This window comes from Actinosynnema mirum DSM 43827 (genome assembly GCF_000023245.1).
Lineage (GTDB): Bacteria > Actinomycetota > Actinomycetes > Mycobacteriales > Pseudonocardiaceae > Actinosynnema > Actinosynnema mirum.
The window spans coordinates 6933762-6959086 of the sequence record NC_013093.1 but is presented as its reverse complement, the minus strand read 5'-3'; the positions used below and the strand labels follow the sequence as shown (position 1 = coordinate 6959086).

25 protein-coding genes are annotated in these 25325 nt (G+C 72.7%); 19 read left to right on the top strand and 6 right to left on the bottom strand.

Annotated elements, in window-relative coordinates:
• Positions 1–16: 16 nt before the first annotated feature.
• Both AMIR_RS29305 and AMIR_RS29300 read left to right on the top strand, forming a co-directional pair.
• The gene (locus AMIR_RS29305) at positions 17–994 is read left to right on the top strand and encodes a tyrosine recombinase XerC (RefSeq protein WP_015804608.1); all 978 of its coding nucleotides are present in this window, start codon (positions 17–19) and stop codon (positions 992–994) included.
• Positions 995–1829: 835 nt separating this feature from the next.
• A complete protein-coding gene (locus tag AMIR_RS29300; RefSeq protein WP_015804607.1) occupies positions 1830–2648 on the top strand; it encodes a FliA/WhiG family RNA polymerase sigma factor in 819 nt (272 codons plus the stop codon).
• Positions 2649–3088: 440 nt separating this feature from the next.
• Here the strand turns inward: AMIR_RS29300 and AMIR_RS43320 are convergent, their stop codons facing one another.
• Positions 3089–4084, bottom strand: a complete 996-nt coding sequence (locus tag AMIR_RS43320) for a M23 family metallopeptidase (protein WP_015804606.1) — start codon at positions 4082–4084, stop codon at positions 3089–3091.
• A 339-nt stretch (positions 4085–4423) separates the two neighbouring features.
• Here AMIR_RS43320 and rpsB point away from each other — a divergent pair, with 339 nt between their 5' ends.
• From rpsB to AMIR_RS29270, 5 genes are all read left to right on the top strand, one after another.
• Positions 4424–5338: a 30S ribosomal protein S2 gene (gene rpsB / locus AMIR_RS29290; protein WP_015804605.1), complete on the top strand. Its 915-nt coding sequence runs from the start codon at positions 4424–4426 to the stop codon at positions 5336–5338.
• 81 nt (positions 5339–5419) lie between these two features.
• Complete coding sequence (gene tsf / locus AMIR_RS29285; protein WP_015804604.1) at positions 5420–6235, top strand: translation elongation factor Ts; 816 nt, start codon at positions 5420–5422, stop codon at positions 6233–6235.
• 163 nt (positions 6236–6398) lie between these two features.
• Positions 6399–7109, top strand: a complete 711-nt coding sequence (pyrH, locus tag AMIR_RS29280; protein WP_049797202.1) for a UMP kinase — start codon at positions 6399–6401, stop codon at positions 7107–7109.
• A gap of 45 nt (positions 7110–7154) precedes the next feature.
• Positions 7155–7712, top strand: a complete 558-nt coding sequence (frr, locus tag AMIR_RS29275; RefSeq protein ID WP_015804602.1) for a ribosome recycling factor — start codon at positions 7155–7157, stop codon at positions 7710–7712.
• Between the two features lie 87 nt (positions 7713–7799).
• Positions 7800–8645, top strand: coding sequence for a phosphatidate cytidylyltransferase (locus AMIR_RS29270; RefSeq protein WP_015804601.1), 846 nt, complete (start codon positions 7800–7802; stop codon positions 8643–8645).
• A gap of 70 nt (positions 8646–8715) precedes the next feature.
• Here AMIR_RS29270 and AMIR_RS29265 read toward each other — a convergent pair whose 3' ends face one another.
• Positions 8716–9531 carry a VOC family protein gene (locus AMIR_RS29265; RefSeq protein WP_015804600.1) on the bottom strand — a complete coding sequence of 272 codons (816 nt, stop codon included), beginning with the start codon at positions 9529–9531 and terminating at the stop codon, positions 8716–8718.
• 49 nt (positions 9532–9580) lie between these two features.
• Here AMIR_RS29265 and AMIR_RS29260 point away from each other — a divergent pair, with 49 nt between their 5' ends.
• Together AMIR_RS29260 and AMIR_RS29255 are read left to right on the top strand one after the other, a co-directional pair.
• Positions 9581–10330, top strand: coding sequence for a class I SAM-dependent methyltransferase (locus tag AMIR_RS29260; RefSeq protein ID WP_118947732.1), 750 nt, complete (start codon positions 9581–9583; stop codon positions 10328–10330).
• Between the two features lie 10 nt (positions 10331–10340).
• Complete coding sequence (locus AMIR_RS29255; protein ID WP_041837112.1) at positions 10341–11318, top strand: aldo/keto reductase; 978 nt, start codon at positions 10341–10343, stop codon at positions 11316–11318.
• A gap of 71 nt (positions 11319–11389) precedes the next feature.
• On the opposite strand, the gene AMIR_RS42370 is transcribed toward AMIR_RS29255, so the two are convergent.
• Positions 11390–12340 (bottom strand): PadR family transcriptional regulator, encoded by a 951-nt coding sequence (locus tag AMIR_RS42370; protein ID WP_015804597.1) that lies wholly within the window; start codon positions 12338–12340, stop codon positions 11390–11392.
• A 110-nt stretch (positions 12341–12450) separates the two neighbouring features.
• On the opposite strand from AMIR_RS42370, the gene rlmN reads away from it, so the two are divergent.
• On the top strand, positions 12451–13557 hold the full coding sequence (gene rlmN, locus AMIR_RS29245; protein WP_015804596.1) for a dual-specificity RNA methyltransferase RlmN: 1107 nt from the start codon (positions 12451–12453) through the stop codon (positions 13555–13557).
• Positions 13558–13763: 206 nt separating this feature from the next.
• Here rlmN and AMIR_RS29240 read toward each other — a convergent pair whose 3' ends face one another.
• A complete protein-coding gene (locus AMIR_RS29240; RefSeq protein WP_015804595.1) occupies positions 13764–14252 on the bottom strand; it encodes a hypothetical protein in 489 nt (162 codons plus the stop codon).
• A gap of 79 nt (positions 14253–14331) precedes the next feature.
• On the opposite strand from AMIR_RS29240, the gene AMIR_RS29235 reads away from it, so the two are divergent.
• Positions 14332–15762, top strand: coding sequence for a serine/threonine-protein kinase (locus AMIR_RS29235; RefSeq protein ID WP_015804594.1), 1431 nt, complete (start codon positions 14332–14334; stop codon positions 15760–15762).
• Positions 15763–15916: 154 nt separating this feature from the next.
• Here AMIR_RS29235 and AMIR_RS29230 read toward each other — a convergent pair whose 3' ends face one another.
• Complete coding sequence (locus tag AMIR_RS29230) at positions 15917–16174, bottom strand: DUF2631 domain-containing protein (RefSeq protein ID WP_015804593.1); 258 nt, start codon at positions 16172–16174, stop codon at positions 15917–15919.
• Positions 16175–16420: 246 nt separating this feature from the next.
• Here AMIR_RS29230 and AMIR_RS29225 point away from each other — a divergent pair, with 246 nt between their 5' ends.
• From AMIR_RS29225 to AMIR_RS29195, 7 genes are read left to right on the top strand one after another with little or no spacing between them, the layout of a single operon-like run.
• A complete protein-coding gene (locus tag AMIR_RS29225; RefSeq protein WP_015804592.1) occupies positions 16421–17536 on the top strand; it encodes an ABC transporter ATP-binding protein in 1116 nt (371 codons plus the stop codon).
• Positions 17529–18680, top strand: a complete 1152-nt coding sequence (locus tag AMIR_RS29220) for a polyamine ABC transporter substrate-binding protein (protein WP_015804591.1) — start codon at positions 17529–17531, stop codon at positions 18678–18680. Before AMIR_RS29225 ends, AMIR_RS29220 begins: the two co-directional genes overlap by 8 nt.
• Positions 18680–19528, top strand: a complete 849-nt coding sequence (locus AMIR_RS29215; protein WP_015804590.1) for an ABC transporter permease — start codon at positions 18680–18682, stop codon at positions 19526–19528. Before AMIR_RS29220 ends, AMIR_RS29215 begins: the two co-directional genes overlap by 1 nt.
• Positions 19525–20352, top strand: a complete 828-nt coding sequence (locus AMIR_RS29210; RefSeq protein ID WP_015804589.1) for an ABC transporter permease — start codon at positions 19525–19527, stop codon at positions 20350–20352. The genes AMIR_RS29215 and AMIR_RS29210 overlap by 4 nt, the downstream gene beginning before the upstream one ends.
• 40 nt (positions 20353–20392) lie before the next feature.
• Positions 20393–22060, top strand: a complete 1668-nt coding sequence (locus tag AMIR_RS29205; RefSeq protein ID WP_015804588.1) for a sensor histidine kinase — start codon at positions 20393–20395, stop codon at positions 22058–22060.
• Between the two features lie 3 nt (positions 22061–22063).
• Positions 22064–22720 (top strand): response regulator, encoded by a 657-nt coding sequence (locus AMIR_RS29200; protein WP_015804587.1) that lies wholly within the window; start codon positions 22064–22066, stop codon positions 22718–22720.
• 49 nt (positions 22721–22769) lie between these two features.
• Positions 22770–23480, top strand: coding sequence for a hypothetical protein (locus tag AMIR_RS29195; protein WP_118947727.1), 711 nt, complete (start codon positions 22770–22772; stop codon positions 23478–23480).
• A 197-nt stretch (positions 23481–23677) separates the two neighbouring features.
• On the opposite strand, the gene AMIR_RS29190 is transcribed toward AMIR_RS29195, so the two are convergent.
• Positions 23678–23944 (bottom strand): GlsB/YeaQ/YmgE family stress response membrane protein, encoded by a 267-nt coding sequence (locus tag AMIR_RS29190; RefSeq protein WP_015804585.1) that lies wholly within the window; start codon positions 23942–23944, stop codon positions 23678–23680.
• A gap of 158 nt (positions 23945–24102) precedes the next feature.
• Here AMIR_RS29190 and dxr point away from each other — a divergent pair, with 158 nt between their 5' ends.
• Complete coding sequence (gene dxr, locus AMIR_RS29185) at positions 24103–25323, top strand: 1-deoxy-D-xylulose-5-phosphate reductoisomerase (protein WP_015804584.1); 1221 nt, start codon at positions 24103–24105, stop codon at positions 25321–25323.
• Positions 25324–25325: the final 2 nt, after the last annotated feature.

The following is a 25325-nucleotide window of genomic DNA, read 5'->3' as shown; positions in this document are numbered from 1 at the left end:
CCCAGCGTCAGAGGGCGTGTCCCCGCCTCCGCACCGCCGTCCGCGCCGCGTCGACCTCGTCCGGCTCCGCCGCGAACTGCCGTCCGACGTCGCCACCGCGCTCGACGCCTACGAGCGCCACCTGTCGCTGGAGCGCGGCCTGTCCCCGCACACCGTCCGCGCCTACCTCGGCGACGCGGTCGCGCTGCTCGTCCACCTCGCCGCCGGGACGCCGGGGGACGCGACGGTCGAGTCGGTGGACCTGCTCGGCCTGCGCTCGTGGCTCGCCGCGCAGCACGCCGAGGGGGCGAGCCGGACGACCATGGCGAGGCGCGCCGCGTCGGCCAGGGCGCTCACCGCGTGGGCCGCCCGCACGGGCCTGCTGGCGGAGGACCCCGGTCCCCGGCTGAACGCCCCGCGCCCCCACCGGACCCTGCCGGTGGTGGTCCGCCCGGACCAGGCAGGGGCGGCGCTGGAGGCCGCCGCGGCGGGCGCGGACCAGCACGATCCGGTTGCGCTCCGTGACCGGGCCGTGGTGGAGTTGCTGTACGCGTCGGGGGTCCGGGTAGCGGAGTTGTGCGGGCTCGACCTCGACGACGTGGACTACTCCCAAAGGGTGATTCGAGTTCTGGGCAAAGGCAGTCGCGAACGCACTGTTCCCTTCGGCGTCCCGGCCGAACGGGCAGTTCGTCAATGGGCGGACCTGGGAAGATCCGCCCTGGTCACGGAGCGTTCGCATCGAGCCCTGTTCCTCGGCGCCCGAGGCGGGAGGCTCGACCCGCGTACCGCCAGGAGGGTCGTCCACGATGTCATGGGTGCGGTCCCCGGCTCGGCTGACGTCGGCCCGCACGGCCTGCGCCACTCCGCGGCCACGCACCTGCTGGAAGGGGGAGCCGATCTGCGCACCGTCCAAGAGCTCCTTGGTCACGCTACGCTCGCAACGACTCAGCTCTACACACACGTCACCGTCGAACGGCTGAAGGCAATCCATGATCGAACCCACCCCCGCTCCTGACGCCGCAGGGGGCCGATCGCGGACCGCCACCGTGGCCACACCCCCAGCCCAGCACCCCCAGAAGAACGGCCACAACCACCCGGCCCCGCACCAGGCCCAGCCCCAGCCCTCGCAGCGCCCCCAGGCCAGGACGGCCACCCAGAACCACCGCCCCCAGGACCAGCAGCCCACCCCCAAGCAGCCCGCTCCCCAGCAGTCCACCGCCCAGCAGTCCAGCGCCCAGTCGTCCAGCGCGCAGCCAGCCACCGCGCAGCCGCCGACGCACCACTCGGCGACGCCCCAACCTGCGCCGCCAACCCCCAGGCAGCAGCAGGAAAGCCGGGATGCGCAGGACGGTCGGGATGCCCAGGGGAACGGGGACGCGCCGGGGAGCCTGGGCGCGCAGGACCGCCCTGGGCTTCCGGGACAGCAGAGGGACGAGCCGAGGCAGCGTCAGGACGCGTCGAACAGGCGTCAGGACGCGCCGGGCCAGCAGCAGGACGGGCCGGGCCAGTGTCAGGACGCGCCGGGGCAGTGTCAGGACGCGCCGGGGCAGCAGCGGGACGGGCAGGAGCAGCGGGGGGCTGACTCGCAGCGGATTCCGTCGAAAGGCGCGGAACAGCAGGCCGTTGAGCCGCAGGCCGCCGAGTCTCGGGAGGCTGAGTCGCAGGCCGTTGGGTCTCGGGAGGCTGAGCTGCGGGTTGTCGGCGCGCAGGCCGTTGAGTTGCAGGTTGTCGAGCCTCGGGCCGTTGAGTCGCAGGCCGGTGAGTCGCAGGGAAGTGGGGCTTCGGGCGCGGGGGATTCCGCTGCTGGGGTGTCGGGTGGCGGTGCCGCTGGTGGGAGTGGTGAGAAGCGGGTGGGGCGGCCTGCTCATGCCGCTGCCGAGTCCCGGACCGCTGATGACGTCGAAGCCGGGATCATCGCGCTGTGGCACACCTACGGGCAGTCGCGCGAGCAGGGGCTGCGGGATCGGTTGGTGCTGCACTACGCGCCGCTGGTCAAGTACGTCGCCGGGCGGGTCGGGACCGGGTTGCCCGCGCACGTCGACGTCGCCGACCTGATCCAGTCCGGGATCTTCGGGCTGGTCGACGCCATAGAGAAGTTCGAGCCCGAGCGCGGCCTGAAGTTCGAGACCTACGCCATGCAGCGCATCCGTGGCGCGATCCTGGACGACCTCAGATCGCAGGACTGGGTTCCCCGTTCCGTTCGCAGCAGGGCTCGGGACGTCGAGCGGGCGCTCGAGCGGCTCGGTGGGCGGTTGCAGCGGACGCCCACCGACCGGGAGCTGGCCGCTGAGCTGAAGATCGGGCTCGGGGAGCTGCGGGAGCTGTACGCGCAGTTCCAGCTCACCAGCGTCGTCGCGCTGGACGAGCTGATCGCCGCAGGCCGGGCCGCCGGGAGCGCGGGGTCCTCGCTGGCGGAGTCGTTGCCCGACGAAGGCGCCGAGGACCCGGTCGCCTCGCTGGTCGACCAGGACAGCCGTCGGCAGCTCGCCGACGCCATCGCGCAGCTGGCCGAGCGGGACCGGGTCGTGGTCACGCTGTACTACTTCGAGAACCTGACGCTGGCCGAGATCGGCAAGGTCCTCGGGGTCACCGAGTCCCGTGTCTGCCAACTGCACACCAGAGCCGTCCTCCGGCTCCGCACCAAGATCAACGAGCAGCTCGAAACCTGACCACGCGCCATGAGCCCCAAGCCTGAGATCCCGCGCCACGAGCTCCAAGCCGGATCCCGCGCCACGAGCTCCAGCCCTGCCCCGCGTCGCGGTGGGGACCGGCGTCGGTGGTGGTGGTGTCGATGCTGGCAGCGGGTGTGAGAACCGAGCCCAGGAGTCCGGTTCAGGAGTCCGACCGAGAAGTCCGACGGAGAAGTCCGACGGAGAAGTCCGACCCGGAAGTCCGGCCCCAGGAGTCCAGCCCGGAAGTCCTGCCTGAGAGTCGGGCCTGAGAGTCGGGTTTCAGGGCAGGGGCAAGTTCGGAGCCGGGGCAGGGATCGACCTGCCGAACCCGGTTCTGCGTCCGCACCTCTGGCGTGTTCGCGCCGGTATTCGCGGTTGTGCCATCACGGTTGCATTAGCGCTTGTGGCGCGTCACCTCCTCGCCTTTGTCGGCGTCTTCAGTCATGCCCTGGGTGCGGAATTGGTTGTGGGGCGTTCCGGTGGGGGTGGAAACCAGGGCTGGAATGTGGGGTGTCTTGGAATACGCCGGTCTGTTGTTGCGGGAGTCCGTAGTCAGTTCGGTTGGGGGTGTGGGCTGGTTGCAACGGGCGCGTGTGCGAAATGCGGTGGGTGGGTGTGCGGGTGGCAAAAGGGGCGGGTCGCGGGAAAACGACATTCGATCTTGGTGGGGTGGGTGACGGGGAGTGAGGGGAGTGGTGGGACGGGAGCAGGCGGGGGCGTGGTGGGCGGAGTAGGGACAGGGGGTTCGCGTAGGCGCGGGAAGGGGAGTTGGTCGGGCGGAACGCCGCCCAGTGGAGGCAGGCCGGGGTCGGGCAGCCGGGGTGGGCGGGGAGCAGGGTGCCCAGTTGGGTTCCTGCGGTGACGCGGTCGCCCTTGCGGACCGCAGGGACGACCGGTTCGTAGGTGGTCCTGGTGCCGTCCTCGTGGTGGAGGGAGATCAGCGGGCGGGTGGCCACCTGGGCGGCGTGGACGACGGTGCCCTTGGCGGACGCCATGACCTTCGCGCCGGGCGGTGCGGACAGGTCGACGCCCCGGTGGCCGCTGGCGTACGGGGTCGGGGGCGGGTGGAACGGGCGGACCACCTGGGGGATGGGGGAGAGGGGCCAGATGTGGCGTTCGCGCTTGGGGGATGACGCGGACGGCACTGTCCCCGGCGACGGCGACGGCGACGGCGGCGGCGACGGCGGCGACGGCTCCGATGGGGGCGGCCCTGGCGGCGGTGAGAGCGCGGGCGGCGACAGTGCGGGCAGTGAGAGTGCTGGCGGCGATGCGGGCAGTGAGAGCGCGGGCAGTGAGAGTGCGGGCAGTGAGAGTGCGGGCAGTGAGAGTGCGGGCAGTGAGAGTGCGGGCAGCGACAGTGCGGGCGGTGGTGGGTGCGGGAGCGCCAGGCCGGGGAGGAGCAGGAGCAGGGCGGTGATGGTGGTGAGGGGCATGGGGCAAGCGTCGCGCCGGGGGTGGGCTGGTGACCAGGGATGATCCGGCGGCTGTGGAGAACTCCGAGGGCTGTGGAGAACTGGCGGGGTCGGTTCGTTGTTCCGGAGTGCTCGGGCGTACACTTCTGCCGCGGCCCGTCTGAGCACGGGGCGACTTCGCGTGCTACCGCTGATCCGATCCCCAAGTCGAGTCGCGGTGTCCGGCGGTCCCGTTCTGCCTCACAGCTCGGGTCCGGACGCCGGCGGGAGCACCAGGGCGGCGCGCCATCCACGGTGTGCCGCGACAACCGGACCGCGCGTCCCCAGGGGCGCGCCCAGAGGAAAAGGTGCGAATCGGTCATGGCCGTCGTCACCATGAAGCAGCTGCTCGACAGCGGCGTTCACTTCGGGCACCAGACCCGGCGCTGGAACCCGAAGATGAAGCGCTACATCTTCACCGAGCGCAACGGCATCTACATCATCGACCTGATGCAGACGCTGACCTACATCGACCGGGCGTTCGAGTTCGTCCGCGAGACGGTCGCGCACGGCGGGTCGATCCTGTTCATCGGCACCAAGAAGCAGGCGCAGGAGGCCATCGCCAACGAGGCCCTCCGCGTCGGCATGCCCTTCGTGAACCAGCGCTGGCTGGGCGGCATGCTCACCAACTTCTCCACGGTGCACAAGCGCCTCCAGCGGCTCAAGGAGCTGGAGTCGATGGAGCAGACCGGCGGTTTCCAGGGTTTCACCAAGAAGGAAATCCTGATGATGAACCGCGAGAAGGACAAGCTGGAGCGCACGCTCGGCGGTATCCGCGACATGTCCAAGGTGCCCAGCGCCGTCTGGATCGTGGACACCAAGAAGGAGCACATCGCGGTCGGTGAGGCTCGCAAGCTGAACATCCCGATCGTCGCGATCCTCGACACCAACTGCGACCCGGACGAGGTCGACTACCCGATTCCGGGCAACGACGACGCGATCCGCTCGGCCGCGCTGCTGACCAAGGTGGTGGCCGAGGCCGCCGCCGCCGGTCTCATGTCGCGCTCCGGCGTCCGCACCGGCAACGCCGGTGGCGCGGAGAAGCCCGAGCCGGGCACCGACGAGCCGCTGGCCGAGTGGGAGCAGGAGCTGCTGGTCAACGCGGAGGCCCCGGCCGCCGCCGAGACCCCCGCCGCTGAGGCCCCCGCCGCTGCCGAGGCCCCCGCTGCCGAGGCCGCTGAGGCCCCCGCCGCCGCCGAGGCGCCCGCCGAGGGCACCGAGACCGTCCAGTCCTGACCCGTCGCGACGCCGCGCCCACCTCACCCGGTGGGCGCGGCGCGTGCGCAAAGCCCCCGCAGAAGGAACGGAAATCGCACGATGGCGAACTACACCGCCGCTGACGTGAAGCGCCTCCGCGAGCTGACCGCCGCAGGCATGATGGACTGCAAGAAGGCTCTCGAAGAGGCCGACGGCGACTTCGACAAGGCCATCGAGATCCTGCGCATCAAGGGCGCCAAGGACGTGGCCAAGCGCGCCGAGCGCACCACGGCCAACGGCCTGGTCGCGGCCGAGGGCGGCGTGATGGTCGAGCTGCGCTGCGAGACCGACTTCGTCGCGAAGAACTCCGACTTCCAGGACCTCGCCGCCAAGGTCATCGCGGTCGCCAAGGCGACCCGCCCGGCCGACGTCGAGGTGCTGAAGGCCACCGAGCTCGACGGCAAGACCGTCGACGCCGTGGTCCAGGAGTTCTCCGCCAAGATCGGCGAGAAGCTGGAGCTGGCCAAGGTCGCCGTCTTCGACGGCGCCGTGACCACCTACCTGCACCGCCGCTCCGCCGACCTGCCGCCCGCCGTGGGCGTCGTGGTCGAGTACACGGGCGACAACGAGGACGCCGCCCGCGGCGTCTGCATGCAGATCGCGGCGATGAGCCCCCGCTACCTGACCCGCGACGAGGTCCCGGCCGACATCGTGGCGAACGAGCGCGACATCGCCGAGAAGACCTCCCGCGAGGAGGGCAAGCCCGAGGCGGCGCTGCCCAAGATCGTCGAGGGTCGCGTCAACGGCTTCTTCAAGGACGTCGTGCTCCTGGAGCAGGCTTCCGTGACGGAGTCCAAGAAGACCGTCAAGGCCGTGCTGGACGAGGCCGGGGTCACCGTGACCCGCTTCGCCCGGTTCGAGGTCGGCCAGGCCTGATTCGCGTGAGGGCGGGGTTGCGACGCGCGGCAACCCCGCCCTTGCCGTGTCCAGAGCCCTTGCCGTGTCCAGAGGAGGACCCGTGAGCGCAGAACTCGACCAGGCACTCGACCAGGCAGCAGTGCTCGACCAGGCAGCCCCGACGGGTGGCTACCACCGGGTGATGCTCAAGCTCGGCGGCGAGATGTTCGGCGGCGGCGGGGTCGGCGTCGACCCGGACGTCGTGCAGACCGTCGCCCGCCAGATCGCCGCCGTGGTCCGGACCGGGGTCCAGGTCGCGGTCGTCATCGGCGGCGGCAACTTCTTCCGGGGCGCCGAGCTCCAGCAGCGCGGCATGGACCGCAGCCGCGCCGACTACATGGGCATGCTCGGCACGGTCATGAACTGCCTCGCCCTCCAGGACTTCCTGGAGCGCGAGCACGGCATCGACACCCGCGTGCAGACCGCCATCACCATGGGCCAGGTCGCCGAGTCGTACATCCCGCGCCGCGCCATGCGCCACCTCGACAAGGGTCGCGTGGTCATCTTCGGCGGCGGCGCCGGAATGCCCTACTTCTCCACCGACACCACCGCCGCCCAGCGCGCGCTGGAGATCGGGTGCGAGGTCGTCCTGATGGCCAAGGCCGTGGACGGCATCTACACCGCCGACCCGAGGACCACCCCGGACGCGCGCATGTTCGACAGCATCACCCACCGCGAGGTCCTGGAGCGCGGCCTGAACGTCGCCGACGCGACCGCCTTCAGCCTGTGCATGGACAACAACCTCCCGATCATGGTGTTCAACCTCCTCACGGAGGGCAACATCGCCCGCGCCGTGCGCGGTGAGAAGATCGGGACGTTGGTGAGCACCCCCGGTGCCCGCCAGTCCGCCTAGACCTGCTGGGATTCGAGCCGAACCGCGCACACCAAGGGAGTCAACGTGATCGACGAGACCCTCCTCGAGGCCGAGGAGAAGATGGAGAAGGCGGTGACGGTCTCCAAGGAGGACCTCGCCACCGTCCGCACCGGCCGCGCCACCCCGGCGATGTTCTCCCGCATCGTCGCCGAGTACTACGGCTCGATGACGCCCATCAACCAGCTGGCCTCCATCGCCGTCCCCGAGCCGCGCATGGCCGTGGTCAAGCCCTTCGACAAGGGCTCGATGACCGCCATCGAGAAGGCGATCCGGGACTCCGACCTGGGCGTGAACCCCTCGAACGACGGCACCGTCATCCGCGTGGTCTTCCCGCAGCTCTCCGAGGAGCGCCGCCGCGAGATGGTCAAGGTCGCCAAGGGCAAGGGCGAGGACGCCAAGGTGTCCATCCGCAACATCCGCCGCAAGGCCAAGGAGGAGCTCGACCGCCTGGTCAAGGACGGCGAGGTCGGCGAGGACGACGGCGCGCGCGGCGAGAAGGAGCTGGAGAACGTCACGCACCGCTACATCGCCCAGGTCGACGAGGCGATGAAGAACAAGGAAGCCGAACTCCTCGAGGTGTAGGTGCTAGATGCGCATCAGCACGTCCGGCCGGGTCGCCGGCATCGTGGTTCGCTGGGCCGGTGACGGGTCGTGACGGCAGGGGTACGGGTGTCAGGCAGCGGTGAGCAGGGTCCGGCGCCCAAGGCGTCGCGCGCGGGTCGTGACCTGCGCTCCGCCATCGGCGTGGCGCTCGTCCTGCTGGCGGTCATCGGCGTCTCGCTGTTCACCGACCGCCACCTGTTCATCGGCGTGGTGGCCATCGCCGTCGCCGTCTCGACCGTCGAGCTCGCGGGAGCGCTGAAGCGCGGGGCGGGCATCACCGTCGCCCTCGTCCCGGTGCTCGCGGGCGGGCAGGCGGTGCTGTGGCTGGCGTGGCCGCACGGCCGAGACGGCGTGCTCACCGCCTTCGCCGTCACCGCGCTGGTCACCATGCTGTGGCGGCTCAAGGACGGCGCCGACGGCTACCTGCGCGACGTCACCGCCTCGGTGTTCACCGTGGTGTACGTGGCGGTGTTCGCCTCGTTCGCGGTCATGCTGGTGCTCCCGGAGGACGGCGCCCTCCGGGTGCTGGCCTTCCTGCTCGGCGTGGTCCTGTCGGACACCGGCGGCTACGTGGCGGGCGTGTTCCTCGGCAAGCACCCGATGGCGCCGAGGATCAGCCCGAAGAAGTCCTGGGAGGGCTTCGCCGGGTCGCTCGTGGCGGGCATGGCCGGCGGTGTCCTGACCGTGGGCGCCCTGCTCGGCGGCCAGTGGTGGCACGGCGTGCTGTTCGGCGCGGCCATCGTGGTCACGGCCACCACCGGCGACCTGATCGAGTCGCTGATCAAGCGCGACCTCGGGATCAAGGACATGGGCGACCTGCTGCCCGGCCACGGCGGGCTGATGGACCGCATGGACTCGCTGCTGCCCTCGGCGGTGGCGGGCTGGATGATGCTGCACCTGTTCGTGCCCTGACGGGCGATCGAGCGCACGACTCAAGGCCGGGGGCGATCAGCACCCGGCCTCGGTCGTTTTCAAGGGACCTTCAGTCGTCGTACGGGTCGTCGACCTCGGCCCCGTAGTCGCCGTCGGCGAGCGGGGTCGCGCGGGACGGGTCGATCACGGTGAACACCGAGCCCGCGTGGTCGGCCACCACCGTCACGCGGCCCTGCGGCGAGTCGTACGGCTCCACCGGCACGCGCCCGCCCAGCTCCAGCACCCGCGCGGCCACCGAGTCCGCGCCCACCTCGGGCGACGCGGTGAAGTGCACCGACCAGTGCGCGGGCGTGCTCAGCGGGAACGCGCTCCCCATCCGCTGCCTGCCCAGCAGGGTCTTCCCCTCGGTGGACCACAGCGAGTAGTCCAGGGTCAGCCCGTCGCCGATCTGGGTCACCTCGTACCCGCACAGCTCGCTGAAGAACCCGTCCGCCACCTCGCCGTCGCGGGTGTTCAGCTCGGCCCACGCGTACATGCCGTGCCCGCTGGTGCCGAACAGCCAGTCCTCGGGGACCTTGCGGAACCCGACCACGGCGCCGGTCGGGTCGGCGATCAGCGTGCTGGTCTCGGTCGCCTCCCTGACCACCAGGCCGCCCAGCGCCTGCGCCTTCTCGGCGGTGGCGCGGGCGTGCGGCGTGCTCAGGTAGACCGTCCAGGCCCCGTGCTCGTCGGCGGGCCAGAACCCGGCGACCGGCAGCTCCCCGATCAGCGCGACTCCTCCCGCGCCGTCCTCGACGTAGTCCCAGCCGAACAGGCCGGTGTAGAAGTCCCGCGTCGCTTCCGGGTCCGACACCGGCAGTTGCACCCACACGGGCGCACCGGGCAGCAGTTCCGCTAGCGCGGGTGAATTCGGCACGATGGCCACGGCGAACCTCCCCTAGGTCCGGGCAACGCTACGGCTCTACATTCTTCACGTGAAGGGATTCGTGCGCGCGGCTCTGGCGGCGGTCCGGCCTGCGGGGGAGGTCGTGCCGAGCCCGAACATCTGGCACTGGCCCGCCGTGTACGAGGTCGAGAACCGCGCGCAGGACGCCGACGGGGCGCTGTGGACCGCGCTGCGCGAGGCGTTCGACTGGGGTGGCAGGGACGTCGTGGACGTCGGATGCGGCGACGGGTTCCACCTTCCCCGGTTCGCGGTCGACGCGGCGTCGGTGGTCGGGGTCGAGCCGCACCCGCCGCTGGTCGAGCGGGCCCGCGAGCGGGTCGCCGGGATCGGCGGGGTGTCCGTGGCGCGGGGTCCGGCGCAGCGGTTGCCGCTGCCCGACGCGTCCGCGGACCTCGTGCACGCCCGCACCGCCTACTTCTTCGGCCCCGGCTGCGAACCCGGTCTCGCCGAGGCCGACCGGGTGCTGCGGCCCGGCGGGGTGCTGGCCGTGGTCGACCTGGACGGCGAGGCCGAGCCGTACGGGCCGTGGTTGTGCTCCGACGAGCCCGGCTACCGGCCGGAGCGGGTGCGGGCCTTCTTCGAGGAGCAGGGGTTCGCGCTGCGCCGGGTCACCGCGCTGTGGCGGTTCGAGCGGCGCGCGGACCTGGAGGCGGTGCTGCGCATCGAGTTCTCCGCCGCCGTCGCCGAGCGGGCCATCGCCGCCACACCGGGCCTCGAACTGCCCGTCGGCTACCGGCTGCACACCCGCGCCAAGCCGTCCGGGCTGCTCCTTCCCTAAAATCGGCCCGGTGGAGAACCGAGAAGCACGCAGGGTGGGACGCTCGTTCGGGGTCGTCGGGCTGGGCTGCTGGCAGCTCGGCGCCGACTGGGGCCAGGTCGACGAGGCGGACGCGCTGGCCGTGCTGCACGCCGCCGCCGACGCCGGGGTGACCTTCTTCGACACCGCCGACGTCTACGGCGACGGCCGCAGCGAGAGCCTGGTCGGCCGGTTCCTGGCGGAGCGCGGTGGCGAGGGCATCACCGTCGCCACCAAGATGGGCCGCCGGGTCGACCAGGTCCCGGAGAACTACACCGGGGAGAACTTCCTCGCCTGGAACGACCGGTCGCGCCGCAACCTCGGCGTCGACACGATCGACCTGGTGCAGCTGCACTGCCCGCCCACGCCGGTCTACTCGACCGACGAGGTGTTCGACGCGCTCGACTCGATGGTGGGGTCCGGGCGGATCGGCGCGTACGGCGTCAGCGTCGAGACCGTGGAGGAGGCGCTGACCGCGATCGCGCGGCCCGGCGTGGCCAGCGTGCAGATCATCCTGAACGCGCTGCGGCACAAGCCCCTCGAACGCGTGCTGCCCGCCGCCGCCGAGGCCGGGGTCGCGATCATCGCCCGCGTGCCGCTGGCGTCGGGCCTGCTGTCCGGGCGGTACACCGCCGAGACCTCGTTCGGCGCCGACGACCACCGGAACTACAACCGGGCCGGCGAGGCGTTCGACGTCGGCGAGACCTTCTCCGGCGTGCCCTACGACACCGGGCTCGCCGCCGTGGAGCGGCTGCGGCCCCTGGTGCCGCAGGACGCGACCATGGCGCAGTTCGCGCTGCGCTGGATCCTGGACCAGCCGCAGGTCACCACGGTGATCCCCGGCGCGCGCAACCCCGAGCAGGCCCGCGCGAACGCCGCCGCGGCCGAGATCGCGCCGCTGTCCTCGCACGACGAGGTCCGCGCGGTGTACGACGAGCTGGTGCGCCCGGTGGTCCACGACCGCTGGTGACGCGAACGACGGCGGGGCCGGGCTCGTGGTGAGCCCGGCCCCGCCGCCGTCGGATCGGCGCCGCCGTCCGATCAGTCCTCCTCCGGGCTCTCGCCGAGGATGGCGTAGAGCTTGCGGCGGGTCTCGTCCAGCAGCTCGGCGGCCCGCCGCTGCTGGTCCTCGGTGCCCGCGTGCACCATCTGCATCATGGCCGCGCCGATCTGCTTGGCCGCCTCGCGCAGCCGCGCCTCGCCCTGGTCGACGCCGTCGGTGACCTGCTCCCACGGCGGGACGCCCTCGGCGGACTCGGCCTCGGTCCGGCCGCTCTCGGTGAGCTGGAACAGCTTCTTGCCGCCCTGCTCCTCGGCGGCCACGACCAGGCCCTCGTCGGCCAGCAGCTGGAGCGTCGGGTAGACCGAGCCGGGGCTGGGCTTCCACAGGCCGTCGGTGCGCTGGCCGATCTCCTGGATCATCTCGTAGCCGTGCATGGGCCGCTCGGCCAGCAGGGCGATGACGGCGGCACGCACGTTGCCGCGCCGCTGCCTGCCGCCGCGCCGGTGACCGCCGAAGAAGTCCGGCGGGCCGGGCGGCAGCGGCGGCATGGGGGGCATTCCGGGCATCCCCGGGAAGCCGCCCCTGCCGAAGTGCCCGCCCCGGCCCATGCGGGGGCCGAAGCCGAAACCGGGGCGACCCCGGTCGTGGTCCTCGTCGTGGTCGAAGCCGTGGTCGAAGCCGTGGTCGAAGCCGGGGCCGACGTGGTCCGGCCTTCCGGGGTGGGCGTCGAAGTCGCCGAACCCGAAGCCGAACCCGCCGGGGCCGCCGCCGCGACCGGGGCCGAAGCCGCCGCGACCGTGACCACCGCGACCGAAGCCGCCGTGCTCGTGACCGCCGTGCTCGTGGCCGCCGTGCTCGTGGCCGCCGCGGCCGTGCTCCCCGCGACCCCGGCCGTGACCCGGCCCCCGGCCGCCGCGACCACCGTGGCCGCCCGGCCCGCGACCGCCGTGCTCGTGGCCGCCGTCGAAGCGCTCGTTGTCCGCACTCATGTCGATCTCCTCATCGGGTGTGTATCGGTAAGACGCTATCGACGATATATCGGAAGCTATCGCGATGCAACGCCCGATAGTGCGACGGGTCGTGCGACACTGGATGGGCTATGACTGCCCTCCCCCTCGTCTTCGACGCGCCCAAGCGCGGGCTGCCGCCGCGCCACCTCGCCGACCTCACCGCCGAGCAGCGGCGCGAGGCCGTGGCCTCCCTGGGCGAGCAGCCCTTCCGGGCCAACCAGCTGTCGAACCACTACTTCGGCAGGCTCACCGTCGACCCCGACGCCATGACCGACATCCCGGCCGCGGCCAGGGAGAAGCTGGTCGGCGACCTCATGCCGCCGCTGTGGACCGAGGTCCGCAGCGTGGAGGCCGACGCGGGGACCACCCGCAAGACGCTGCTGCGCGCCCACGACGGGACGCTGGTGGAGAGCGTGCTCATGCGCTACCCCGACCGCGCGACCCTGTGCATCTCCAGCCAGGCGGGCTGCGGCATGGCGTGCCCGTTCTGCGCCACCGGCCAGGGCGGGCTCCAGCGCAACCTGTCCACCGCCGAGATCGTCGACCAGGTCCGGCGCGGCGCCGCCGCCATGCGCGACGGCCTGCTCCCCGGCGGCCCCGGCAGGCTCTCGAACATCGTGTTCATGGGCATGGGCGAGCCGCTGGCCAACTACAAGCGGGTCATCGAGGCCGTGCACCGCATCTGCGACCCGGCCCCGGCAGGCCTGGGCATCTCGCAGCGCTCGGTCACCGTCTCCACGGTCGGCCTCGTCCCGGCGATCCGCAAGCTCACCGAGGAGAACCTGCAGGTCAGGCTCGCGGTGTCGCTGCACACCCCGGACGACGAGCTGCGCGACACGCTCGTGCCGGTGAACACCCGCTGGAAGGTCGCCGAGGTCATGGAGGCCGCGCGCGGCTACGCCGACCGCACCGGCCGCCGGGTGTCCATCGAGTACGCGCTGATCAGGGACATCAACGACCAGGGCTGGCGCGCCGACATGCTCGGCAAGCTGCTGCGCAGGCACCTCGGCCCGCTGGTGCACGTCAACCTGATCCCGCTCAACCCCACGCCCGGCTCGAAGTGGGACGCCTCGCCCAAGCCCGTGGAGCGCGAGTTCGTGCGGCGGGTCAAGGAGCAGGGCGTCGAGTGCACGGTGCGCGACACCAGGGGCCAGGAGATCGCGGCGGCCTGCGGGCAGCTCGCCGCCGAGGGCTGAGCCCGCTCCCGAACGCCCGCTCCCGAACGGCCGAACGCCCGGCGCTCGCACCACGAGCGCCGGGCGTTCGCGCGTCCGAGCCCCGTCGAGCGGCCCGGAACCGCCGTCAGCGCCGCCCAGCGCGCCCGGACCCGGCCCGGCGGCTCAGGGGCGGGCCACGGCCTTCCGGAACCGCACAGGCCCGTTCAGCGCCCGTCGTGAGCGGGTCAGCGCCCGCCGTGCGCCAGGTCGATGATCGCGTCGCGGGTCGGGTCGCCCGCCCGCATGTCCAGCCGGACCGTCCTGGGCACCCGTCGCGCGCTGTGCACGACCTGGATGTGCCGCTGCTCGATCGTCACGCCCCGCACGTCCGCCACCGGGATCGAGTACGAGTTCCCGGCCGCCGGGAAGCGCACCCGGATCGACTCGGCCCCGGCCACCACCTGGAGACCGCCGGTCAACCTGCTGACCGGCACCACCCCGAGCACCCCCGCGCACCACGACCGCGCCACCGCCCCCTCCGGCATCGGCGCGGCCTTGAGCACGTGCACCTGCCGCCACGCGAGCAGCGCGAGCGCCACCACGACGACCAGCGCGGACACCCAGGTCGCGGTGAACGCCACCCCGCCCGGACCGGTGGCGAGCAACCCCGTCCCCACCGCGACGAGCAGCGCCAAGACGCCCCACAGCGCCCTCTGCAACCAGACGACCTTCATCCCTCTCCCTCTACCCCGGACCCCCACCACGATTCTGCCCTGAGCGGGTGACGGGGAGTGCCCGGTTACCATCCGGGGTGTGAAGGTGGTCGCGGACAGGTACCAGGTCATCCGTGAGCTGGGCCGCGGGGGCATGGGGGTGGTGTGGCTCGCCGAGGACCGCGTCATCGGTCGTCAGGTCGCGCTCAAGGAGCTGCGCACCTCCTCCCCGGCTGAGCGGGAGCGGGTGCTGCGCGAGGCGCGCACGGCGGGCAGGCTCAACTCGCCCTCGGTCGTCACCGTGCACGACGTGGTGGTCGAGGAGGGCACCGCCTACATCGTGATGGAGCTGGTCAGCGCCCCGACGCTGGCCGACCTCATGCCGCTGCCCGCCGACCGCGTCGCCGCCATCGGGCTCGCCGTGCTGGACGCGCTGGACACCGCGCACGCGGCGGGCATCGTCCACCGGGACGTCAAGCCCGGCAACGTCATGGTGCTGCCCAACGGCCAGGTCAAGCTCGCCGACTTCGGCATCGCCCGCGCCATGGACGACCCCAGGCTCACCGCGAACGGCGGCGTCATGGGCTCGCCCGGCTACATGGCCCCCGAGCTGTTCGCGGGCCAGCCGCCCGCGCCGCCGTCGGACATGTGGGCGCTCGGCGCGACCCTGTTCGAGGCCGTCGAGGGCCGCTCGCCGTTCGAGCGCGCCACCACCGCCGCCACCGTGCACGCCGTGCTCAACGAGCGCCCCGTGCCCACCCACCTGGCCGGACCGCTGTCCGAGGTCGTGCTCGGCCTGCTCGTGCAGGCCCCCGCGACCCGGTTCACCGCGCAGCAGGCGCGGGCCGGCCTCCAGCGCGCCGCGAGCGCCGACGCGGAGACCGTCGTCTTCCCGAAGGCGGACGACGGGCGGGATGTGCGCAAGATCGCACTGGTCGGCGGCGGGGTCGCCGCGGTGCTCGCGCTGACCGCCGCGTTCGTGCTCCTGCCCGACGACGATCCGGGTGAGCGCGCGGTGGCGAGCACGCCCTCGCCCGTGTCCTCCACGTCCGCGCCCGCGAGCAGCAGCCCCGCCCCGTCCAGCTCCGCGCCGCCGAGCAGCAGCACCACGACCACCACCAGGTCCACGCCCCCCGCGCCGCCCAGGATCGTGCCGCTGGCCCGCTTCAAGGGCCAGGACAACTGGAGCTACACCGGGTCGTCGCTGCTGGACGTGCCGATGGGCTACGCGCCGGACAAGGCGCTCGGCATGGTGCTCACCCAGCAGGAGGGCGGCACCCGGCCGCTCTACTCGTGCCAGGTCAAGGACTCGCCCGGACGCATGACGTCGCTGTCGGCGACGTGCGAGACGCAGCGCGTCTACGGGGTGGTCGGTTACGTCTACGAGAGCCAGCCGCCCGCCGACAAGCCCTCGCAGGAGCTGTTCCGCTGCAAGGCGGGGGACCGGCACTTCGACTCGAACGAGAAGCACTGCGACGGCCAGCAGCTGGAGTTCTCGCTCGGCTGGGTCCTCGTCGACCGCGAGCAGTGAGCGCTCCAGCGGTGACGCGGCTCCAGCGGTGACGCGGGGGACGCGCGGACGAGCGCGCTGACCAAACGGAAGCCGAACCTGCTGAGCCGCGGCGAGGGGCCGAGGTGCGGCGAGGGGGTCCGCGCTGCTGCGCAGCGCGCCCCACCCGCTCCGCTCAGCGCCGGGAGTTCTTCTTCTCCCGGATCTGGAACCACACCAGGGCGGCGGCCAGCGAGACGCCGGTGCCGATCACCCAGATGTTCTCGACGCGACCGTGGTGGTTGCCGATCAGCAGCGAGAAGACGGCCAGCGTCGACAGCCAGCCGGCGATCAGGATGCCCTTGGGGAACGTGCCGTGCCAGCCCCACTCGGCCGACGGCTCCTCAACGGGGTCGACCGCGGGACGCCTGTCCAGTTCAGACGACGAAGACACAGCCGCACGACCTTCCTGCCGAACACTCGATGAACCCGCCAATCGTCGCACACGGCGGGCGCGCGCGGGACGTGAGGTGCGACGTGGGGTGCGCGCCCCCGCGAACGCCGTCTACCCTGCTCTCCGCGCGCTCGCGCTGATCCAGACCCCCGGCGGCACCTCCCGGACGACCCCGACGAGGTTCCGCGCTGCCCGCAGGAAGGTGAGCAGTTGACCGAGCCCGGCTTCCAGCCCGCGGAGGCGCGGATGCCCGACACGCACGCCCCGGTCGAGGTCGGCCTGCACGGCGTGACGAAGCGGTTCTCCGACCAGGTCGCCGTGGACGGCGTCGACCTGAACGTCCACGAGGGCGAGTTCTTCTCCGTGCTCGGCCCGTCCGGCTGCGGCAAGACCACGCTGCTGCGGATGATCGCGGGCTTCGCCGACCCGGACGAGGGCCGCATCGAGCTGGACGGCGTCGACATGGTCGGCGTGCCGCCGTACCGCCGCGACGTGAACACCGTCTTCCAGTCCTACGCGCTGTTCCCGCACATGAGCGTGTGGGACAACGTCGCCTACGGCGTCAAGCGCAAGGGCGTGCGCGGGGCCGAGCTGAAGAAGGCCGTCGGCGAGCACCTGGAGCTGGTGCGGCTCGCGCAGTTCGCCAAGCGCCGCCCCACCCAGCTGTCCGGCGGGCAGCAGCAGCGCGTGGCCATCGCCCGCGCGCTCGCCGCCGGTCCGCGCCTGCTGCTGCTCGACGAGCCGCTCGGCGCGCTGGACGCGGTGCTGCGCAAGGAGCTCCAGATCGAGCTGATGCGCATCCAGCGCGAGGTCGGCACCACCTTCCTCTACGTCACCCACGACCAGGAGGAGGCCCTCGTGCTCTCCCACCGGATCGCGGTGATGAACGCGGGCAAGCTGGAGCAGGTCGGCTACCCCGAGGACGTCTACGAGCGGCCCGCCACCCGGTTCGTCGCGGGCTTCATCGGCACCTCGAACATCCTGGCCGCCACCGTGTCCGGCGCGGACGGGTCCTGGGTCGAGCTGGACTCGCCCGGCGTCACCCGGCTGCGCGCCGCGCTCCAGCGCGACGTCAGGCGCGGCCAGCGCGTGGAGGCCACGGTGCGCCCGGAGAAGGTGCACCTGTACGACGAGAACGAGCAGGCCCCCAGCGGCTGGTGCGAGCTGACCGGGGTGGTGCGCGACGTGGTCTACACGGGCGTGTCCACCCAGTACGTGGTCGACCTCCCCGGCGGCGGGGAGCTGGTCGCGTTCGCGCAGAACACCCGTCGCGTCGACGACGCGGGCTCGCCGGGGCAACCCGTGCGGATGGCCTGGGACCCCGAGTACACCGTCCTGTTGGAGAAGAGCACCGATGACTGACCAGAACCTCCGGATCGCCCGCATCTGGGACCCTGGAAACGCCCGCGTGACGCGGCGTTCGATGTTCCGCGCCAGCGCGTTCTTCGCGCTCGCCGCCACCGGCGCGTGCGGCGTCGGCCAGGCGCCCGGCGGCTCCACGTCCAGCGCGCCCTCGGCCGCCAAGGCCACCAACGCGGTGGACGAGCCGAAGCTGAACTTCTACAACTGGACCGACTACATCGCCGACGACACGCTGTCCGGGTTCACCGAGGCGTCCGGCGTCCAGGTCACGTACGACAACTTCAGCACCAACGACGAGCTGGAGGCCAAGATCGCCTCCGGTGCGGCCGGCTACGACCTCGTGGTGCCCAGCGACAACTTCCTGCGCCGCTTCCTGCGCTCGGACCTGGTCCTGCCGCTGGACCACGACCTCATCCCGAACCTGAAGAACCTGGAGACCAGGTTCACCGAGGCCGACTACGACGCGGGCAACCGGTACTCCGTGCCGTGGGCCTGGGGCACCACCGGCCTGGCCTACTCCAAGTCCCAGCTGGGCGACGCCGTCACCGGCTTCTCCGCCTACGACCTGGCCGCCGCGCAGGGCCGCAGCACGATCCTGGACGAGGCGCGCGACGCCCTCGCCCTCGGTCTGCTCAAGCTCGGGTTCGACCCCAACACCACCGACGCGGGCCAGATCGACCAGGCCGCGACCGCGCTGCTGGAGCTCAAGCGCAAGATCGGCCAGATCAACTCCGACGTGATCGAGCCGCTCACCTCCGGCCAGGTCCCGCTCGCCCAGTCCTACTCCGGCGACGCGTTCCAGGCCCGCGAGGCCAACGAGGACATCGCCTACGCCATCCCCACCGAGGGCGGGCTGTCCTACGTGGACCTGCTGTGCATCCCCAAGCAGGCCCCGCACGCGGCCAACGCGCACGCGTTCATCAACTACATCCTCGAGCCGAAGGTCGGCGCGGCGCTCGCCAACGCGGTGCGCTACGGCAGCCCGAACGCGGCGGCCAAGGAGTTCATCGAGCCCGAGCTGCTGGACGACCCGCTGGTCTACCCGTCCGAGGAGCAGCTGGCGAAGCTGCCGTTCACCAAGGACCTCGGGGCCGAGGCCGAGGCCCGCTACGCCGACGCCTGGACCAAGGTCAAGACGGGCTGATGGCGCGGCGCCCACCCCGCTGGCTGGTCGCCACCGGCCTGCTCACCCCGACCGGGCTGTGGCTCGGCCTGTTCCTCGTCGCGCCACTGGCGCTGGTGGTGCAGTTCAGCTTCGCCACCCGCGACACCGGGATCGCCCGCGCCGTCCTGCCCTGGACGGTCGACGCCTACCGGACCGCGCTCGACCCGGCGTTCCTGCCGATCTTCGGGCGCACCCTGGCGTACGCCGCCGCCACCACGCTGCTGTGCCTGGTGCTCGGCTTCCCGCTGGCGTGGTTCACCGCGCGGCACGCGGGCCGGTTCCGCACCGCCGTGCTGGCGGCGGTGCTCGTGCCGTTCTGGTCCAGCTACCTGGCGCGCATCTACGCCTGGAAGGCGCTGCTGGACGGCGACGGCCTGGTCAACCGGGTCCTGGAGCAGGTCGGGCTCGGCCGCGACGGCGGGTTCCTGCTCACCCACGGCGCGGTCGTGCTCGGCCTGACCTACGGGTTCCTGCCGTTCATGGTGCTGCCGCTGTACGTGGCGTGCGAGCGGTTCGACCACCGGCAGGTCGAGGCGTCCTACGACCTCGGCCACGGCCGGGTGTCCACGTTCGCGCGGATCGTGCTGCCGGGCGTGGCCCCCGGCGTGCTCGCGGGCTCGCTGCTGGTGCTGGTGCCCGCGGCGGGCGACTTCGTGACGCCCAAGCTGCTCGGCGGCGTGGACCAGACCACGTTCGGCAGCGTCATCGACGACCAGTTCCGGGGCGGCAACAACTGGCCGCTCGGGTCCGCCATGGCGGTGCTGCTGCTGGTGCTGGTGGTCGTCGTGCTGGTGCTGCGCGGCAAGCGCGGGGAGGACGTGCTGTGAGGCGGCGGCCCTGGGTGCTGGGCGCCTCGGCGTTCGGCGTGCTCGCGTTCCTGTACGCGCCGATCCTGTGGCTGGCGGCGGTCTCGTTCAACGAGTCCCGCTCGCTCAGCCGCATCACCGGCCTGTCCACGAAGTGGTACGGCGAGCTGTTCGCCGACGACCGGGTCATGTCCGCGCTGGCGCTGACCCTGCGGCTGGCGCTGGCCAGCGCCGCGATCGCCACGGTGATCGGGGCGCTGGCCGCGTTCGGGCTGCGCAGGGCGTTCCCCGGACGCGGCGCGTGGACGGTGCTGCTGAGCCTGCCGCTGGTGGTGCCCGAGGTGGTGCTGGGCGTGGCGGTGCTCGGGTTCTGCGTGAAGCTCGCGGGCATCCCGCTCGGGTTCGGCGCGCTGCTCATCGCGCACGTGGCGTTCACGCTCAGCTACGTGGTCGTGGTGGTGCGGGCGCGGGTGTCCGGGCTGGACTCGCGGCTGGAGGAGGCGGCGGCCGACCTGGGCGCCTCGCCGCTGGTCGCGTTCCGCACGGTCACCTGGCCGCTGGTGGCCCCGGCGGTGGGGGCGGGCGCGGCGTTCGCGTTCCTGCTCTCGTTCGACGACGTGGTGACCTCCAGCTACCTCACCGGCGTCGGCTCCACCACGCTGCCCGTGTACGTCTACGCGCAGGCGGGCAAGCGCGGGGTGTCGCCGGAGATCGTGGCGCTGTCGACGCTGATGGTGGGGGTGAGCGCGGCGCTGCTCGTGGCGGGCGTGCTGTTCACCGCGTGGCGGGCCCGGCGCGCGGCCGTGCCGTCGTCAACTTTCGTCGCTGCCGCGGGCGACCATTGAGCGCCGACGCGGACCCCGTCCCGCCCCTACCTTGACGGGTGTGAGCACGCTCGTCGACCGGATGCGCCCCCACCTGCCGGACCTCCCCGCCGCGTGGGGGCGCTTCCGCGCGGACCTGACCCGGCGCCTGCGCGCGCTGACCCCGCTGCGGGTCGGCCGCGAGGCGCTGGGCCTGGTCGTCGTGCTCGCGCTGGACGTGTGGCCCGCCGTGCTGGCGGGCGGCGAGCCCGAGGGCGGCCTGCGCACCCTGGCGCTCGCGGCGGTCTACGCGCTGCTGTACGAGCTGCGCCTGGTGTTCCCGGCGCTGGCGCTGCTGGGCACCGCGCTGGTGGCGTTCGACTTCCAGGGCGACCACGGCGGGTCGGCGGTCGTGGCCGTCGTCGCCTACGCGGCGGGCAGGCGCATCGACCCCTGGTACCGGGCGCTCGCCGCCGCGGTGGTGGCGCTGGTGGCGTACGTGGCGGCCTGGGCCGGGTCGAACCTGGCGCTGATCGGCTCGGTCGGGGTGTTCCTCGGGGTGAGCGTGTACGGGCTGGCGGTGGCGCTGCCGTTCCTGGTCGGCCGGTACGTGGCGCAGCGCGGCGCGCTGGTCGACGCCCTGCTGGAGCGCGAGGCCGGGCGCCGCGAGGAGCGGGCGCTGATCACCCGGCAGGTGCGGCTGCGCGAGCGCAACCGGATCGCCCAGGACATGCACGACAGCCTCGGCCACCGGCTCAGCCTCATCTCGGTGCACGCGGGCGCGCTGGCCATGGACCCCGGACTGGGGGAGCGGCAGCGCGAGGCGGTGGGGGTGCTGCGCGGCGCGGCGCTGACCGCGATGGAGGAGCTGCGCGGGGTCATCGGCGTGCTGCGCCGCGACGCCGAGCCCGACGAGGACCAGGCGCGGCGCACCGTGGACGCGGTGGACGAGCTGGTGGACGGCGCGCGGCAGGCCGGGATGCGGGTAGCCCTGGTGCGCGGCGGGCAGCCGAGGCCGCTGCCCGCGCGGGTCAGCCACGCCGCCTACCGGATAGCGCAGGAGGGGCTGACGAACGCGTCCAAGCACGCGCCGGGCGCGGCCGTGCAGGTCGCGGTGCGCTACGACCCGGACGCGTTGGTCGTGGAGGTGCGCAACAACCCGGCGCAGCCCAGGGCCACGGCGGGCTCGTCGGGGTTCGGGCTGATCGGGCTCGGCGAGCGGGTGCGGCTCGCGGGCGGGCTGCTGCACGTGGGCGAGCTGGTCACCGGTGGGTTCCGGATCGCCGCCGTGCTGCCCTACGAGGACACCGGGGCGCCCGGCGACGAGCCGCTCGACGACCTCGCCGGGGAGCCGCAGGAGGACGCCGCCGCGCGGGCGGGCAAGTTCGGGCGACCGCGCCAGTGGGCCGGGGTCGGGTCGATCGTGCTGGCCGGGCTGGTGGTCGTCGCGCTCGTCGCGGGCATCGCCTGGCTCGGCACCAGGCCCGTCACCAGGGTCGCCAGCGACGAGCTGTACGCGTCGGTCGAGGTGGGCCAGTCCGAGTCCGAGGCCATGGCGGTGCTGCCGCTGGGGCTCGACCCGCCCATCGGCGACCTGAAGCTCGGCGCGCCCCCCGAGCCCGCCGGGGCGAGGTGCCTCTACTTCGCCGCCGACGTCCAGACATACTCGTCGCACGGGACCAGGGTGTTCCGGTTCTGCTTCGCGGGCGGCGAGGTCGTGGAGAAGAACACCCACCTCCGGGAAGAGTGAGCGTTGATCCGGGTACTGATCGCCGACGACGAACCGCTGATGCGCGCGGGCATCAAGGCCATCCTCGGCACCGCCGAGGACATCGAGCTGGTGGACGAGGTGGGCGACGGGCGCGAGGCGGTCCGGGTGGCCACCGAGCGCCGCGTCGACGTGGCCGTGCTGGACATCCGGATGCCCCGGTTGGACGGCCTGGCGGCGGCGCGGGAGCTGAAGGCCGTCGCGCCGTCCACGCGGGTGGTGGTGCTGACCACGTTCGGCGAGGACGACAACATCGTGCGGGCGCTGTCCGAGGGGGCGGCGGGGTTCCTGCTGAAGGACTCGGCGCCGGAGGAGCTGCTGCGCGCGGTCCGGGCGGTGCACGCGGGGGAGGCGTACCTGTCGCCGATGGTGACCAGCCGGGTGGTCGGCATGGTCGCCCAGGTGGGGCAGCCGCGCAGGCAGGAGGCCATGCGGCAGGTGCAGCGGCTGACCGACCGCGAGGTGGAGGTGCTGGAGCTGCTCGGGCTCGGCATGTCCAACGCGGACGTGGGGCAGCGGCTGCACATGAGCGAGGCGACGGTGAAGACGTACGTGAGCAGGCTGCTGGCCAAGCTCGGGCTGACCAACCGGGTGCAGGCCGCGCTGCTGGCCAGGGACGCGGGGCTGTCGGCCGAGGGGTGAGCGCGCCCGGCCGGTGGTGACCCGCGACACGTGGGGGACACTCCTGCGGGTGACAAGGATCGCGCGCTCGACCTCAGCCGCGCTGGCGCTCCTGCTGGCCACCGCGTGCACCGGCGACACCACCCCGCCGGGGGACGCGCCGGGCAACCCGGCGCCCGGCATCCCCGACGCCGTCGTCGGCTACGACCAGCTCGTCCGGGGCAGCCGGGCCATGCCGTTCAGCGGGGACTGCTCGCAGCTCACCGGGATCGTCGACCGGCTGGGCATGGCGGTGGCCGAGCCGATCGGCGAGCCGCTCTCGGACGAGACCACCGGCTGCGCGCTCTACGCCTCCGAGCCGGGGGACGCGCAGGACCCCGCCGACCGGCCCGAGTCCTTCCGGGTGGAGCCGCTGGCCCCCGAGGACGGGCAGGCCGACGCCTTCACCGCCTACTGGGGCGGCGAGGGCGGCGCCCAGGGCTACCACCGGCGGTTCGTGCTCGGGGGCCGCTACCACGCGGTCGAGAGCGTCGGGTTCAGCCTCGCGGGCCCGTTCTGCCTGCTCACCGTGGACGTCGCCGCGCCCGAGGCGCTGCAGTTCGCGCTGGAGCGGCCGGGCGCGGAGGCGGAGTACGGGCGGCTGCGGGCGAAGGAGGGGCAGGAGGTGCCGCGCGAGGCGGTCGACCGGTTCGTGGTCGACACCTGCCCGACCGCCGCCGAGCACGCCGTCGCGGCGCTGGCCGCCATTGACCCGAACGGTGGCTCTCGCGCCACCGGGTGATCCCGGCAGGTGCGAAGGGTGACCAGGGCCACGCCCGGCGAATGATTCCACCCGGTTCGGCGGAACGGGTGAGTTCCGCCACCCGGCGCGCGGGGTGCCGAAGTCGGCGAACCCCTGAAAAACGGCCCGGAACGCCACGCGCCCCCGACGACGCGAGGTCGTCGGGGGCGCGGGATCGGCGCGCGCGGAGCCGGGCCCTAGGCCCTCGCGCGACGGCCGGTCACCAGGCGGTAGATCCCCAGCAGGACCACGGAGCCGAGGATGGCCAGCAGCCAGGTGCTGAGGTCGAAGAAGTTCCCGAGCCCGGTTCCGAACACGGCACTGCCGATGAAGCCGCCGAGGATCGCGCCAACGATGCCGATCAGGATCGTGACGATGATGCCACCAGGGTCGCGACCCGGCATGACCGCCTTGGCGATGGCCCCAGCGATCAGGCCAAGGACGATCCAACCCAAGATGCCCACGATTGCTCTCCTCTGCCTGCGTGACCCGGCGCTTCCGTCCCGCCGGGTGCTCGATGCGAGAGTGCCCTCAGACGGGTGACATCATTCGTGCGTTATCACTCTGTTATCAAGGTACCGCTGTTCGGTCTCCGGGCCCTGCTCCGGAACAATGGGTTTCGATGAGCACACCACGCAAGGTCCTGGTTCTCGGGTCCACGGGGTCGATCGGCACCCAGGCACTCGACGTGATCTCCACCAGGCGCGACCAGTTCGCCGTCGCGGGGCTGTCCGCGGGCGGCGCGGACCTCGCGGCGCTGGCCGCGCAGGCCCTGGACTTCGGCGCCCCGGCCGTCGCCGTGGCCCGCCCCGACTCGGCCGAGGACTTCGCCCTCGCCTACGACGCCGAGGTCGCCCGCCGCGGCCTCGCGCCCGCCGACCACCGCAGGCCCCGGCTGCTGACCGGACCGGACGCCGCGAGCGACCTGGTCGACGCGGCCCCCGCCGACGTGGTGCTCAACGGCATCACCGGCTCCATCGGCCTCGCCCCCACCCTCCGCGCGCTCGCGTCCGGGGCCACCCTCGCGCTCGCGAACAAGGAGTCCCTCATCGCGGGCGGCCCGCTGGTGCTCTCCGCCGCGAAGCCGGGCCAGCTCGTCCCGGTCGACTCCGAGCACTCCGCGCTCGCCCAGTGCCTGCGCGGCGGTCGCGCCGACGAGGTCGACCGGCTCGTGCTCACCGCCTCCGGCGGCCCGTTCCGGGGGCGCAAGCGCGCGGAGCTGGCCGACGTCACCGTCCAGCAGGCCATGGCCCACCCGACCTGGTCGATGGGCAACGTGATCACCATCAACTCGGCCACCCTGGTCAACAAGGGCCTGGAGCTGATCGAGGCGCACCTGCTGTTCGGCGTGCCCTACGACCGGATCGACGTCGTCGTGCACCCCCAGTCGGTGATCCACTCCATGGTCACCTTCACCGACGGCTCCACCCTCGCCCAGGCCAGCCCGCCGGACATGCGCCTGCCCATCGCGCTCGGCCTGTCCTGGCCCGACCGCGTTCCCGGCGCGGCCTCCGCGTGTACTTTCAAAGAGCCGACCGCGTGGACGTTCGAGCCGCTGGACGACGACACGTTCCCGGCGGTCCGGCTCGCCAGGCGCGCGGGCACGGCGGGCGGTTGCCTGCCCGCCGTCTACAACGCGGCCAACGAGGAGGCGCTCGCCGCCTTCTTCGTGGGCGCGACGTCGTTCCTCTCCGTGGTCGACACCGTGGAGCGGGTGCTGGACGAGGCGGACGGCTGGGCACACGACCCCGCCGACGTCGCCGAGGTCCTCGAAGCCGAGCGCTGGGCTCGGACGAGGGCTCGGGAACTGGTGGCCACTTCGGTGGGGTCTGGGAGGGACTGACC

Excerpts from the sequence above, each read along its gene's own strand:
- AMIR_RS43320 (WP_015804606.1), bottom strand. The coding sequence starts at position 4,084 with ATGCCCCTCACCACCATCACCGCCCTGCTCCTGCTCCTCCCCGGCCTG.
- rpsB (WP_015804605.1), top strand. The coding sequence starts at position 4,424 with ATGGCCGTCGTCACCATGAAGCAGCTGCTCGACAGCGGCGTTCACTTC.
- tsf (WP_015804604.1), top strand. The coding sequence starts at position 5,420 with ATGGCGAACTACACCGCCGCTGACGTGAAGCGCCTCCGCGAGCTGACC.
- pyrH (WP_049797202.1), top strand. The coding sequence starts at position 6,399 with ATGCTCAAGCTCGGCGGCGAGATGTTCGGCGGCGGCGGGGTCGGCGTC.
- AMIR_RS42370 (WP_015804597.1), bottom strand. The coding sequence starts at position 12,340 with ATGAGTGCGGACAACGAGCGCTTCGACGGCGGCCACGAGCACGGCGGT.
- rlmN (WP_015804596.1), top strand. The coding sequence starts at position 12,451 with ATGACTGCCCTCCCCCTCGTCTTCGACGCGCCCAAGCGCGGGCTGCCG.
- AMIR_RS29240 (WP_015804595.1), bottom strand. The coding sequence starts at position 14,252 with ATGAAGGTCGTCTGGTTGCAGAGGGCGCTGTGGGGCGTCTTGGCGCTG.
- AMIR_RS29225 (WP_015804592.1), top strand. The coding sequence starts at position 16,421 with ATGCCCGACACGCACGCCCCGGTCGAGGTCGGCCTGCACGGCGTGACG.
- AMIR_RS29220 (WP_015804591.1), top strand. The coding sequence starts at position 17,529 with ATGACTGACCAGAACCTCCGGATCGCCCGCATCTGGGACCCTGGAAAC.
- AMIR_RS29215 (WP_015804590.1), top strand. The coding sequence starts at position 18,680 with ATGGCGCGGCGCCCACCCCGCTGGCTGGTCGCCACCGGCCTGCTCACC.
- dxr (WP_015804584.1), top strand. The coding sequence starts at position 24,103 with ATGAGCACACCACGCAAGGTCCTGGTTCTCGGGTCCACGGGGTCGATC.